The sequence below is a fragment of the Streptomyces sp. NPDC107528 genome, assembly GCF_055639295.1.
On record NZ_JBVKAV010000008.1, the window covers coordinates 408,276 to 421,296 of the forward strand.

11 protein-coding genes are annotated in these 13,021 nt (G+C 70.4%); 3 read left to right on the forward strand and 8 right to left on the reverse strand.

Annotation, left to right across the window (positions count from 1 at the left end):
• Positions 1–2 precede the first annotated feature (2 nt).
• On the reverse strand, positions 3–1,424 hold the full coding sequence (locus tag ACZ7L5_RS26795; protein WP_471519411.1) for an ABC transporter substrate-binding protein: 1,422 nt from the start codon (positions 1,422–1,424) through the stop codon (positions 3–5).
• Positions 1,425–1,613: 189 nt separating this feature from the next.
• Here ACZ7L5_RS26795 and ACZ7L5_RS26800 point away from each other — a divergent pair, with 189 nt between their 5' ends.
• Genes ACZ7L5_RS26800 through ACZ7L5_RS26810 form a run of 3 tightly spaced genes read left to right on the forward strand, consistent with a single transcriptional unit; the run spans position 1,614 to position 4,549 of the window.
• The gene (locus ACZ7L5_RS26800) at positions 1,614–3,077 is read left to right on the forward strand and encodes an FGGY-family carbohydrate kinase (protein WP_471519413.1); all 1,464 of its coding nucleotides are present in this window, start codon (positions 1,614–1,616) and stop codon (positions 3,075–3,077) included.
• Between the two features lie 44 nt (positions 3,078–3,121).
• Positions 3,122–3,757, forward strand: coding sequence for a histidine phosphatase family protein (locus ACZ7L5_RS26805; protein WP_471519502.1), 636 nt, complete (start codon positions 3,122–3,124; stop codon positions 3,755–3,757).
• Positions 3,758–3,769: 12 nt separating this feature from the next.
• Positions 3,770–4,549, forward strand: coding sequence for an SAM-dependent methyltransferase (locus ACZ7L5_RS26810; protein ID WP_467480995.1), 780 nt, complete (start codon positions 3,770–3,772; stop codon positions 4,547–4,549).
• A gap of 206 nt (positions 4,550–4,755) precedes the next feature.
• Here the strand turns inward: ACZ7L5_RS26810 and ACZ7L5_RS26815 are convergent, their stop codons facing one another.
• From ACZ7L5_RS26815 to ACZ7L5_RS26845, 7 genes are all read right to left on the reverse strand, one after another.
• Entirely contained in the window at positions 4,756–6,150 is a 1,395-nt protein-coding gene (locus ACZ7L5_RS26815; RefSeq protein WP_471519415.1) for an amino acid permease, read from the reverse strand.
• Positions 6,151–6,271: 121 nt separating this feature from the next.
• Entirely contained in the window at positions 6,272–7,165 is an 894-nt protein-coding gene (locus tag ACZ7L5_RS26820) for a TauD/TfdA dioxygenase family protein (protein ID WP_471519417.1), read from the reverse strand.
• Between the two features lie 11 nt (positions 7,166–7,176).
• Positions 7,177–8,529 (reverse strand): LLM class flavin-dependent oxidoreductase, encoded by a 1,353-nt coding sequence (locus ACZ7L5_RS26825; RefSeq protein WP_471519419.1) that lies wholly within the window; start codon positions 8,527–8,529, stop codon positions 7,177–7,179.
• 180 nt (positions 8,530–8,709) lie between these two features.
• A complete protein-coding gene (locus ACZ7L5_RS26830; RefSeq protein ID WP_471519421.1) occupies positions 8,710–9,426 on the reverse strand; it encodes an ABC transporter ATP-binding protein in 717 nt (238 codons plus the stop codon).
• Entirely contained in the window at positions 9,402–10,244 is an 843-nt protein-coding gene (locus ACZ7L5_RS26835) for an ABC transporter permease (protein WP_471519423.1), read from the reverse strand. Before ACZ7L5_RS26835 ends, ACZ7L5_RS26830 begins: the two co-directional genes overlap by 25 nt.
• 5 nt (positions 10,245–10,249) lie before the next feature.
• On the reverse strand, positions 10,250–11,317 hold the full coding sequence (locus ACZ7L5_RS26840) for an ABC transporter substrate-binding protein (protein WP_471519425.1): 1,068 nt from the start codon (positions 11,315–11,317) through the stop codon (positions 10,250–10,252).
• 220 nt (positions 11,318–11,537) lie between these two features.
• The gene (locus ACZ7L5_RS26845; protein ID WP_471519427.1) at positions 11,538–12,800 is read right to left on the reverse strand and encodes an ROK family protein; all 1,263 of its coding nucleotides are present in this window, start codon (positions 12,798–12,800) and stop codon (positions 11,538–11,540) included.
• Positions 12,801–13,021: the final 221 nt, after the last annotated feature.

The following is a 13,021-nucleotide window of genomic DNA, read 5'->3' on the forward strand; positions in this document are numbered from 1 at the left end:
GGCTAGCCCACCTTGTCGGCGAGATCGCCCGCCAGCCCGTCGAGGACGCCCTTGGCACCCTGGCCGCCGTAGATCTCCTGGAGGGCGGCGGCCCAGCTGGTGGTCGCGTCGAAGAACTGCGCCTGCGGGGTGAACTGGATCTTCGTCTGGTCGACGACGGTCTCGAAGGTCTCGATGAAGCCCGGCAGATGCCGCATCTTGTCCTTGTACGCGCTGTCGTCGGCGATCGACTTGCGGACCGGGTCGATGTGGTTGTGCGTGATCGCGCTCTTGCGCAGGTGCTCCTTGCCGGTCGCCCACTGCAGGAACAGCCAACTGGCGCTCTTCTTCTTGCTCTTGGCGTTCATGCCGAGCGACCAGATCCACATGTTGGTGGCGAGCGACCCGTCCGGTCCCTTCGGGCCGGGGTGGAAGGCGATCTTCCCGGAGGCCGGGCTCGCCCCCTCTACCGCCTGGAAGTAGGCGGCCGTGTCCGCGTCGAACAGCATCCCGGCCTTCTTCGCACCGAGGTCGCTGGAGCACTGGTACCAGGTGTACGACGTCCAGGACGGCGGCCCGCCCTGCTTGACCATGCCGGCCCAGTCCTCGGTGAACGCGACGGCCGCGGGGCTGTTCATGGCCGGTGTGAGCTTCCCGCCCTTGACCGTGAAGTCCTTGAGCCCGTTGCGGGCGTACATCGTCATGAAACCGGGGTGGATGGTGGCCCAGCTCCGGGACCCGCGGACGGCGATCCCGTACATGCCGTCGAAGCCGGCGCCCGGCGCCTTCCGTTTGATCGTCCCGGCGATCTCGCGCAGTTCGTCGAAGGTCTCGGCGGGCTTGAGGCCGAGCTTCTTGAAGACGTCCGTGTTGTAGGCGACGACGTTGGTCTCCCAGCCCCACGGCAGCGCGTACTGCCCGCCCTGCCCGAGCGGCGCGCCCGCCTTGAGGGACCACTGGTCGGCCTGGAGGAGGTTCGGGAAGAAGTCGGCCTGGTCCCATTCGGCGCCGGTCGCCGAGGAGTTGCGCATCCAGGGGCCGAGGTCCTCCAGCCAGCCGGGCGGGCCGTACTGCCAGACCATGTACGCGCCGAGCATGAAGACGTCGTACGAGGCCCGCCCGCTGGACAGGTCGACGGTGAGCTTGTCGAAGTAGTTGTCCTCGGGGAAGACGTCGTACTCGACCTTGATGCCGGTCTTCTCGGTGAAGGACTTCAGGTCGGCGATGAGCGCGTCCGTGTACGGGTGCTTGTTCAGCAGCGCCTTGACGGTCGTGCCCTTCTCCCGCTTCCAGTCGAAGGAGCCGGTGACGTCGTCCGCCGCCGACCCGTCGCTCTTGTCGTCGTCACCGCCGAACCCGGCCCCGCAGGCCGCGAGCAGCGGGGTTGCTGCTGCGGCGGCGGTCAGGGCGAGGAAGCGCCGGCGGTCGTGCACGTGCATGTCCATCCGTGACCTCCACGTGGGGTTGGGCCATCCGTGTGCAGGGGTTAACACGGCGAGTCGACTCGTTAACAGAGGGTGGAACGGCGGAAGTTGGGCGTCAATCCCTCGCGCAAGGGAAAATCTCAGGGCAGAGTGTGAAGTTCACGGATCGAGATGTGCTGGAGGTCCGGTATGGCACACGAACAGCCCCGTATGACGCACGATCAGGACGACGCATGGCTCGGGATCGATCTCGGCACCCAGAGCGTCCGGGTCCTGCTGGTCACGGGGGACGGCACCGTGCTCGGCAGCGGCTCGGCGCCCCTCGGCGGGCACCGGGACGGGGTGCGGCACGAGCAGGATCCGGGGGAGTGGTGGGACGCGGTGTGCACGGCGTCCCGGGCCGCGCTCGGTTCCCCGCGAGGGGTGCGGATCGGCGGGCTCGCGGTGTGCGGGACGTCCGGGACCGTGCTGCTGACGGACGGGGCGGGGCGGCCGACGAGCCCCGCGCTGATGTACGACGACGGGCGGGCGACGGTCCAGGGAGCGCGGGCGCGGATGGCGGGGCTCGCGGTGCAGGACACCTGGGCGCTGCCGAAGGCGCTGTGGCTGACCGAGACGTACGGGCAGGGGCGGGTCACCCATCAGCCGGACCTGGTCGTCTCCCTCCTCACCGGCGAGCTGCCCCCGGCCGACTCCAGCCACGCCCTGAAGACCGGCTACGACCTGGAGCGCGACGCCTGGCCGGCCATGCTGACCCGGCTGGGCCTGCCCGACGCGGTGATCCCGGACGTCGTACGCCCCGGCACCCCCCTCGGCGAGGTCTCCCCGACCGCCGCCGACGCCACCGGCATCCCCGCCGGAACCCCCGTCGTCGCGGGGATGACCGACGGCTGCGCGGCCCAGATCGCCTCCGCCGCCCTGCGCCCCGGCTCCTGGAACTCCGTGCTCGGCACCACGCTGGTCCTCAAGGGCGCGTCCCCGACCCTGATCCGGGACCCGACCGGAGTGGTCTACAACCACCGCGCCCCGGACGGGAGCTGGCTGCCCGGCGGGGCCTCCAGCGTGGGCGCGGGCGTGCTCACGGCGGCGTTCTCGGGCGCCGACCCGGCGGCCATGGACACGCTGGCCGCCTCCTACGAGCCGTCCGGGGCGATCACGTACCCCCTCGTGTCACCCGGCGAGCGGTTCCCGTTCCTGGCCCCGAAGGCCGTCGCGCTCGTCCTGGGCGAACCCGAGTCGGACGCCGACCTGTGGGCCGGGCTCCTCCAAGGCGTCGCCTTCACGGAACGCCTGTGCCTGGACTATCTGCACCACCTCGGCGCCCCCCTCGACGGCCCCCTCACCTTCACGGGCGGCGCCGCCCGCAGCCCGTACTGGAACCAGCTGCGCGCCGACATCCTGGGCCGCCCGGCACGCGTGCCGCAGCAGACGGAACCGGCCCTGGGGATGGCCGCGTTGGCGGCGTACGGAGCGGGTGCGGCCCCCGGTCTGGCTCAGGCCGCGGAGGGCATGCTCCGCATCGGCAGGACCGTCGAACCCCGCCCCGACCGCACCGCCCGCTTCGCCGGGCCGTACGCGCGCCTGGTCGACGAACTGACCGCCCGAGGCTGGCTCCCGCCACCGGTCGCGGCGCACGCACTCGCGCGCCTGGACGCGGATACTTCGTCTTCATGAGCACGGGCAAGGGCGAGAGCAGAGGCAAGGGAGCGGGCATGGGCATGGACCGGGGCACGAGTACGACGCTCTTGCTGGCCCGGCACGGACAGACGATCTGGCATGCCGAGAACCGCTACGCGGGGATCAGCGACGTGCCCCTCACCGACACGGGGCGCGCCCAGGCCGAGGCCCTCGGCCGCTGGGCCGCCGCCCACCCGGTCGACGCGATCTGGACCTCGCCCCTGTCCCGTGCCGTGGCCACCGCCGACCCCGCCTGCCGGGCCCTCGGCATCACCCCGCACCGCGAACCCGGCCTGCGCGAATGCGACTTCGGCGTCCTTGAGGGCCGTACGCTCGCGCAGTTCGGGGCCGAGGACCCGAAGGCGGCCGAGGCCTTCCGCGCCGATCCGGTGGCCCACCCGTTCCCAGGCGCCGAGAACCCCGTCGCCGCCGCCGAACGCGGAGCCGCCGCCCTGCGCCGCATCGCCGCCGCCCACCCCGGCGAGCGCGTCCTCGTCGTCGCGCACAACACCCTGTTCCGGCTGGTGCTGTGCACGCTGCTGTCGATCCCGGCCGGCGAGTACCGCAGAGTGTTCCCGAGGTTGCGCAACGTGGCGATCAGCGAACTCCACATGAGAACCGACGGTTCCGCGGCACTTCTCTCCCTCAATGTGCCGTGCGAGCCGGACGTCTCGTAGGACCATGTGCCCATGACGGAGATCGACACCTCGGTACCGCACTCGGCCAGGATCTGGAACTACTGGCTGGGCGGCAAGGACAACTACCCCGTGGACGAGGCCGCCGGCGACGCCTACACCGCCGTGTACCCCGGCATCGTCACCATCGCCCGCAGCAGCCGCGCCTTCCTGGGCCGCAGCATCCGGTACCTGGTCACGGAGGCGGGCGTACGCCAGTTCCTCGACGTCGGCACGGGCCTGCCCACCGTCGACAACACCCACGAGGTGGCCCAGAGCCTCGCCCCCGAGTCGAGGATCGTCTACGTCGACAACGACCCGTTGGTGCTGGCCCACGCCCGCGCCCTGCTCACCTCGACGCCCGAGGGTGTGACGGCGTACGAGGACCTGAGCCTGTACGACCCGGAGAAGATCCTGGAGGCGGCGTCCCGCACTCTCGACCTCTCCCGCCCGACGGCCCTGATCCTCAGCGGCATCCTCGGTCACGTCACCGACTACGAGCAGGCACGCGGCATCGTCCGCGGCCTCCTGGCGGGCCTGCCCTCCGGCAGTTACCTCTCCCTCAACGAGGGCTCCCGGGGCACCGACCCGGACTACGAGCAGGCCCAGGACGCCTACAACGAGACCGGCGCGGTCCCGTACTTCCTGCGCCCGGTCGACCAGATCACCGCGTACTTCGAGGGTCTGGACCTGGTGGAGCCCGGCATCGTCTCCGTTCCGCTGTGGCACCCGGAGCCGTCCGACGAGGAGCCGCGGCCGATCGGCCAGCACGGCGGACTGGGCCGCAAGCCCTGACGCCCTCCGGCGGCACGGGAAAACCCCCGCGAGTCAGGTCCTCGCGGGGGCTTCCTTCATTCCGCCTGCTTCGTGAAGGGTGAGAAGACGATCACGAGGCAGGACGCCTTGTTGCAAGTAGCTTGCAACAACAAGCTAACAGCAAAAAGCCCCCGTGTGGATGACACGGGGGCTTCGATGCCGTCGGACCGCCGTCCGGGGGCGTGTCAGCCCTTGGCGCGCGCCTTCTGCCAAGCGAACCCGACGACCGCCAGGAACAGCGTCATGCCGCCCGTCGAGTACAGCTGCACGCGGGTGTCCGGCTCCCGGGCCATGAGGACGAAGATGGCCGCCATCCCGGCCAGCGCGACCCAGGTCAGGACCGGGAACGCCCACATCCGCACGACCAGCTTCTCCGGCGCCTCGCGCTCCATGCGGCTGCGCAGTCGCAGCTGGGAGACGGCGATGAAGATCCAGACGACCAGGATGACGGCGCCGATCATGTTCAGCAGCCAGGGGAAGACGTCGTCCGGCCGCCAGTAGCTCAGCACCACGCAAACGAAGCCGAACACCGAGGACGCCAGGACGGCGATGCGCGGGACGCCGCCCGACGCCCGGCCCAGCATCTTCGGTCCCTGCCCGCGCTGGACGAGCGAGTACGCGATGCGCGAGGAGCCGTAGATGTTGGCGTTCATGGCGCTCAGCAGGGCGACCAGGACCACGACGTTCATCAGCTGGCCGGCGCCGGGGATGCCGAGGTGGTCGAGGGTGGCGACGTACGGGCCCTTCTCGACGACCTCCTTGGAGTCCCAGGGGACGAGGGTGACGACGACCGCCATGGAGCCGATGTAGAAGAGGGCGATGCGCCACATCGCCGTGCGGACCGCGCTCGCGACGCCGCTGACCGGGTTCTCCGACTCGGCCGCGGCGATGGTGACCGTCTCCATGCCGCCATAGGCGAAGACTGATGCCAATAGGCCGATGATCAGGCCCTCGGTGCCGTTCGGGAGGAATCCACCCTCACCGGTGAGGTGCGCGGTGCCCGGCGCGTCCGTGCCCGGCAGGACGCCCGCGATGGCAAGCCCGCCCAGCACCAGGAACAGCGCGATCGCGCCGACCTTCAGGGCCGCGAACCAGAACTCGAACTCGCCGAAGTTCTTCACGGCGGCGAGGTTCGCACCGCAGAAGACGACCATGAAGAGGGCCACCCAGGCCCACTCCGGGGAGTGCGGAAGCCAGGTCGTGACGATCTTCGCGGCGCCGATGCCCTCCAGGCCGACGGCCGTGCAGAGCAGCACCCAGAACGACCAGCCGGCCGTGAAGCCGGCCCACGGGCCGATCGCCCGCTCGGCGTGCGCGGAGAAGGACCCCGAAGAGGGATAGGCGGCCGACATCTCGCCGAGCATCCGCATCACCAGCATCACGAGGAGGCCGGAGAGGACGTACGCGATGACGATCGAAGGACCGGCGGCGGCGATACCGGCGCCGGACCCGACGAACAGGCCCGCGCCGATGACACCACCGAGGGCGATCATCGACAGGTGGCGCTGCTTGAGGCCGTGATTCAGTCCTGGGGAGACGTCGTCCGCCTGCGGGGGCGTCTCCGTGGTGCTGTTGGGCATGGGCGCGGCTCGTCCAATGCAGAAGGTGGGCAAAAACGCCCACAGTCTGGGCAGCCTCTCCGCTGACGAGGAGAGGCTGCCCACTATGCGGACACTTACCGCACCGACTGTGACAGGCCGACTACGCGGCGACCGGTGTGTAGTGCGACGCGTCCCCCTCGATCGAGTAGCTCTCCTTGCCCTCGATGCCGACCGGCACGTCACCGGCCACGGTCACCCGGTGCAGGCGGCGCGGCAGCCCGTCGTAGTTGTCGACGGCGTAGTGCTGGGTGATGCGGTTGTCGAAGACGACCAGCTGGTTCCCGGACCAGCGGTGGCGAAGGATGTTCTCCGGCCGGGTGACGTACGCCTGGAGCAGGTCGAGGATCCTGCGGGACTCGCCCGGCGAGAGGCCCACGATGCGCTGCGCGAACCCGCCGATGAACAGGCCGCGCTCACCCGACAGCGGATGGACGCGGACGACCGGGTGGACGGTGCGGTACTTGATCGACGTGAACTCGGCGCGCTGGGCGGCCTGCCCGTCGTCGACGTCCTCGTCCGGCACGGCGTAGTCGTAGTCGTTGGTGTGCTCCGCCCACAGGTTGTCGGCCAGGTTCCGCAGCGGCTCGGGCAGCTGCCGGTAGGCGGCCGCCGAGCTGGCGATCAGGGTCTCGCCGCCGTACGGCGGGATCGTGATGCTGCGCAGGGTGGTGGCCTGCGGCGGGTTGAGGACGAAGGTGACGTCGGTGTGCCAGTGGTTGGCGGCACGGCCGCGCTCGCTGTCGACGGGCAGGACGTTCGGGGTGCCGGCGACGGAGGAGACCGTCGGGTGGGCGGTGGTGACGTCGCCGAAGTGGCGGACGAAGGCCTGCTGAGTCTCGTCGTCGAGGTTCACGTCGTCGAAGACGAGCGCCTTGTGGGCGGTGAGGGCCTCGCGCAGGGCGGCGACCGTTTCCTGGCCGAGGGGCTGGGAGATGTCCACGCCCGAGACGCGGGCGCCGATGTTGGCGGTGACCTTCTGGATCTCGATGGACATGTGCGGTCCTTTCAGACGAGGGCGGGGGTGCCGGTTGCGGGGCTGCTGACGTACTGGTTGGCGGGGCGCGGGAGGCCGTAGCGCTCGCGCAGGGTCCGGCGCGGGCCGTACTCCGTGCGGAGCAGACCGCGGGCGCGCAGGATCGGGACGACATGGTCGACGAAGGCGTCGAGGCCGGAGGGCAGGACCGGCGGCATGATGTTGAAGCCGTCGGCGGCGCCCTGTGTGAACCAGGTCTCGATGGCGTCGGCGACCTGTTCCGGCGTACCGGCGAAGGTGAGATGGCCGCGTCCGCCGCCGAGCCGCCCGATCAGCTGCCGCACGGTGAGCCGCTCGCGCCGGGCCAGCTCCACCACGAGCGTGTAGCGGCTCTTGGCGCCCTCGATGGCGTCCTCGGGCGGCAGATCGGAGGGGAGTTCGGAGTCCAACTCCAGTGTTCCGGGCGGCAGTTGTAGCAGGCTCTCCAGGCGTCCCACTCCGTGCGTGTGCACGATGTGGTCCTCCAGGACCTGCTCGGCCGCCCGCGCCTCGGCCTCCGTCGAGCCGATCACCGGGACGATGCCGGGGAGCACCTTGATGTGCTCGGGGTCGCGGCCGGCCGCCTCCGTACGTGCCTTGAGGTCGGCGTAGAAGGCCCGCGCGTCCTCGATCGTCTGCTGCGCGGTGAACACCGCCTCCGCGTACCGGGCGGCGAAGCCCTTGCCGTCCTCGCTCGAACCCGCCTGCACGAGCAGCGGGTAACCCTGCGGTGTACGTGGCACATTGAGGGCGCCCTGGACACTGAAGTACGTCCCTGCGTGCCGGGGCGGATGGATCTTGGCGTCGTCGCCCCACACGCCGGCGGCCTTGTCGGCGACGATCGCGTCGTCCTCCCAGCTGTCCCAGAGCTTCAGGGCCACGTCCAGGAACTCGGCGGCGCGGGCGTACCGCTCGGCGTGTGCGGGCTCCGCGTCCAGCCCGAAGTTACGGGCGGCCTCCGCGCCCGCCGTGGTGACGATGTTCCAGCCCGCCCGGCCGCCGCTGATGATGTCGAGGGAGGCGAACTTGCGGGCCAGGTTGTAGGGGGAGTTGTAGGAAGTGGAGGCGGTGGCGATGAGCCCGATGTGCTCGGTGGCCGTCGCCAGCGCGGTGAGCAGCGTGAGCGGCTCCAGAGCGCCGGCGGGACGCTGCGCGAGGTTGTTCCACAGCTGGGGGCCGTCGGCGAGGAAGAGCGAGTCGAAGGTGCCGCGTTCGGCGACGCGGGCCAGGTTGACGTAGTGGGCCAGGGACACGTGCGCGTACGGGTCACTCTCGGGGAGCCGCCAGGAGGCCTCGTGGTGACCGGTGTTCATGAGGAAGGCGTTGAGGTGGAGTTGCCGGGGCATGCAGTGTCCTTCGTTCTGGACAGTCGGGGGATTGCCTCACGAGCGCCGGTCCAGGCAAGTCAGCCCGTCCGGCGTTTGAGGACGAGGCCGTTCAGGCCGACAGCGGGGGTGCGGGGGCGGCAGCCCCCGGGACGGGACGAGCAGGGGCGGCGGGGGCGAAAGACGCACGGCAACCGGCGGTCACCTGACGTCCTCGGTCACGCCCAGCGCCGCGAGCAGCCGCAACCGGTACTCGCCGCGCGCATGCGCATCGCAGTCGATGGCCAGGTCGAGCCCGATGCGCCCCCGCTCCAGCACGAGCACCCGGTCCGCGAGCACGATCGCCTCGTCCACGTCATGCGTGACCAGCAGCACCGAGGGCCGGTGCCGCTCCCACAGCTCCCTGAGCAGGGCATGCATCCTGATGCGGGTCAGCGCGTCCAGCGCCCCGAACGGCTCGTCGGCCAGCAGGAGTTCGGGCTCACGGACGAGTGAGCGGGCCAGCGCCGCGCGCTGCTGCTCGCCGCCGGACAGCTCGTTGGGCCAGGCGCGCTCGCGGCCTTTCAGCCCGACCTCGGCGAGGGCCTCGCGCCCCTTCCGCTCCGCCTCCTTGCCCTCCAGCCCGAGGAGCACGTTGGCGAGGACGCGACGCCAGGGCAGCAGCCGGGAGTCCTGGAAGACGACCGACACCCGGTCCGGGGCGGTGAGCTGTCCGCTGCCGGTGACCTCGTGGTCGAGACCGGCGACCGCTCGCAACAGGGTGCTCTTGCCGGAGCCGCTGTGCCCCAGCAGGGCCACGAACTGGCCGGCGGGAATGTCCAGGTCGATGCCGTCGAGCACGACACGCTGGTCGAACGAGCGTGTCAGCGAGCGGAGCTGGACGGCGGGACGGGTCAGCTGCTCAGTGTGCGGCGCCACGACAGCACCCTCCGTTCGATGAGGCGGACCGTGCTGTCCGAGGCGAGGCCGAAGATGCCGTAGACGACCAGGCCGACGAGGATGACGTCCGACTGGCCGTAGTTCGTGGCCTGGAACATCATGTAGCCGAGGCCGCTGGTGGCGTTGATCTGCTCCAGGACCACCAGGCCCAGCCAGGAGCCGGTCACGCCGAGCCGGAGTCCCACGAAGAACCCGGGCAGCGCGCCGGGGACGACGATCTCCCGGATGAAGCGCAGCTTCGACAGGCCCTGCACCTCGGCGAGCTCGACGAACCGGTTGTCGATGCCGGACAGGGCGGCATGCGTGTTGAGGTAGATCGGGATGTAGACGACGATCGCGATGATCGCGATCTTGAAGGTCTCGCCGATGCCCAGCCAGAGGATGAACAGCGGGATCAGACCGAGGGTCGGGATGGCCCGGTTGAGGTTGACCGTGCCGTCGATCAGCGCCTCCCCGGTGCGGGTGAGTCCGGAGGCCAGGGCCAGCACGACGCCGGCGGTCAGACCGATCGCGAAGCCGGACGCGGCCCGCTGCAACGAGGTGAGGATGTCGGTGATCAGGGTCCCGTCGCTCCACAGCTGGGCGCCGGTCTCCACCACCGTCCAGGGCGCGGGAATCGCGGCGGGGTCGAGCGCCTCGGCTGCGGACGCGACGGCCCACAGGACGAGCACCAGCAGGGGCCCGGCGAGCCGGGCGGCGGGAAGGCGTTTGCCGGGTGCGAGCCCGCGGCGGCGTTTACGGGGCCGCTCGTCGGTGACGACGACGTCCGCGGCCTTGTGCAGGGTGGTCGTGGTCATGGCGGTCACTTCCGGTACTCGGCCGGTACGGACTTCGCGGCGATGCCCTCGAAGCGATGGTCGAAGAGCTCGCTGACGTCGAACTTCTTCACGAACCCGCCCTCCGCGAGCAGATCCGCGGTCTCCTGCTCCCACTTGATGGCCTCGTCCCAGCTCGGCGGGAACAGCGGCTTGTTGGCGAGCTCGGTGATCGCCTCGGCCTGAGGCAAGGTCAGATTCTGTGTCTTGACGTAGAACTCGCGGTTCCAGACATCGGGATGCTCGTACGTCCACACCTGGCCCTTGGCCCAGTACGGGATGTACGCGGCGATCGCGGCGGCCTTCGCGGAGTCGTTCAGCACGGAGACCGGCGCCCACAGCAGGCTGAGCAGGTCCACGACGTCGGTGGTGACGATGCGGGCGCCCTTGCCCTCGTACTGCTTCAGATAGGCGGGCGCCTGACTGTTGGCGAGCGGGGCGATGTCGACCTGCCCGGACTGCAGGGCCGTGAGGAACTGGTTGCTGGTCAGCGGGACCAGCTCCACGTCGTCGTACTTCAGCCCCGCCTTCTTCAGGGCACGCAACAGGACGACGCCCTGCGCCTGGCCCTGCGAGAAGGCGAGCCGCCTGCCCTTGAAGTCGTCGACCGACCGGATGTCGCTGCCGGGCTTGGTGGCGAAGAGGTAGTTGGGCTTGCGGGTGATGTTGATCGCCACGATCTTCGCGTCGAAGCCCTGGTAGTACGCCTGGATCGGCGGGATGCCCGCGTTGTTGGCGAGGTCCAGGGACTTGGCCCGGAAGGCGTTGATGACATCGGGCCCGGCGCCGATGTTCAGCCAGTTGCTGACCTTGAAGGGCGGATCGCCCAACTTGGCCAGTCTGAACTGAAGTTGCTGGGTGTTCTGGTACGAGGCGATCTTCAGGCTCGTACCGGCGGGCACATTCTTGGCCAGCGGGGCGGTCGAGGCGCCCTTGTCGGCGGCGGCCGCGCTGCCGTCGGCGCAGCCGCTGAGTCCGGCGACGCCGGCCGCGGCGCCGAGCAGGGAGGTGAGGAAGAACCGTCGGTCGACACCCGGCACAGGAGAAAAGGACATGGGAGGGCTCCGTGAGTGAGAAAAGAGGGCAAGAAAGCATGCGGAATTCCGGGCAGGGGAAGCCGGAGAGAGGGAATTCACGCAGGAAGAAATGAGCGCTTCACACGCGGCAACGTGTCAGCAACAGTGGGTGCGACAGCTCACGAACGGGCTCATGAGCAGGATGTTCCTGGTCATCGGCGGTCCCTGTCAATATTCCGAGTTTCTGAATTAAATAGCCTCAGGTGACGCGCTCGAAAGCCGCGCCCGACGCGCCCAGCGGATCCCGGTACAGCACGTCCAGCGCCACCGAGCCACCGGCCGTGGCAAGCACGGAATCCGCGAAACTGGACGGCACGACGGCCGCCGCCCGCTCGTTCCCCACCGCTGCGCGCAGCGAGCCCAGGCAGTCCTCCCGGCTCAGAATGCCGATCTCGGTGACGACGACCGTCTCCGGGTTGAGCACGTCGAGCAGCAGCCCCACCGCCCGGCCCGTCATCCGTGCCCGGTCGGTCAACAGCCGTACCGCCACCGGGTCCCCGCCCGCCGCCGCGCGCACGACATGCGTCGGGTTCGTCCCGTCGATGACGCCGGCAGCCCGCGCCCGTCGGCACAACGTCCGCTCGCTCAGCTCGGCCTGGAGGCAGCCGACCCGCCCGCAGTCGCAGGTCTCCGTGCCGCCGGGCACCGGCAGATGGGCGATGGCGCCTGCCTGCGAGCGGGGGCCGTGGTGCACCTCGTCGTTGGTGGCGAACGCCGCGTCGACCACATTGCCGACGAACAGATGCAGCACGCTCCGGCTGCCGCGCGCCCGTCCGAAGAGGCGCTCCGCGTTCACCAACGCCCGCGCGTGCCCGTCCACATGGACCGGCAGCCCGGTGTGGGCGCCGAGGACCTCCCGCACCGGTACCTCGCGCCAGCCCAGCATCGGATGCTCGACGACGGTCCCGGAGTCCCGGTCCACCCAGCCGCCCGCGGCGAAGCCGACGCCGAGCGGCCGGCTGCCCGGCGCCGCGTCCAGCAGCGCGGCGAGCCCGTCGGCGGCGCGGGCCAGGACGCCGTACGGATCCGGGGCACCCGAGTGCTTCAACTCCCGTTCTGCGACGACCCGTCCGCGCAGATCGAGCAGCGCCACCGTGGTGTACGGCACCGCCACGTGCACCCCGCCCACCACGAACCGCGAGTCGTCCATGTCGAGGGGTACGTGCGGCCGGCCGACGCCGTTGGACCGCCGGGGTGCGGTGGCCTCCCGGACGAACCCGAGCTCGGTGAGACGGGCGCAGTGGTCGGTCACGGACGCCGGTGACAGGCCGGTCAGCCGGGCGATGGTGCTGCGCGCCACCGGCCCGTGCTCAAGGACGGACCGCAGGATGACGCTGGCGCTGGTCCGGCGCCGGTCGCTGTCGGAGAGACGGGGGATCGGAGACGAATGCGAGGCCGCGACCGACGTCGAGGTCGACGTCGAGGCCGAAGCGGAAAGGGTGGGTGCCGCGATACGGGACATGGGGAACTTCCTCGGGAGCCGGTCCGACACTGCGCCGTCTGATGCGGGCGAGCCGAACCGACGGGCCGACTCACCCCGTACGGCGACAGGCGGCCGCGCCCACGCGTCGCAGGTCGACGTGGCGACGCGACGAGAAGTTCCGGGACTGGGCGACCATGCGCTCGAAGCTAGCAAAACGGCCCACCGCTGCCCAGACGGCGACCGACGGGCGAGACGGCAGA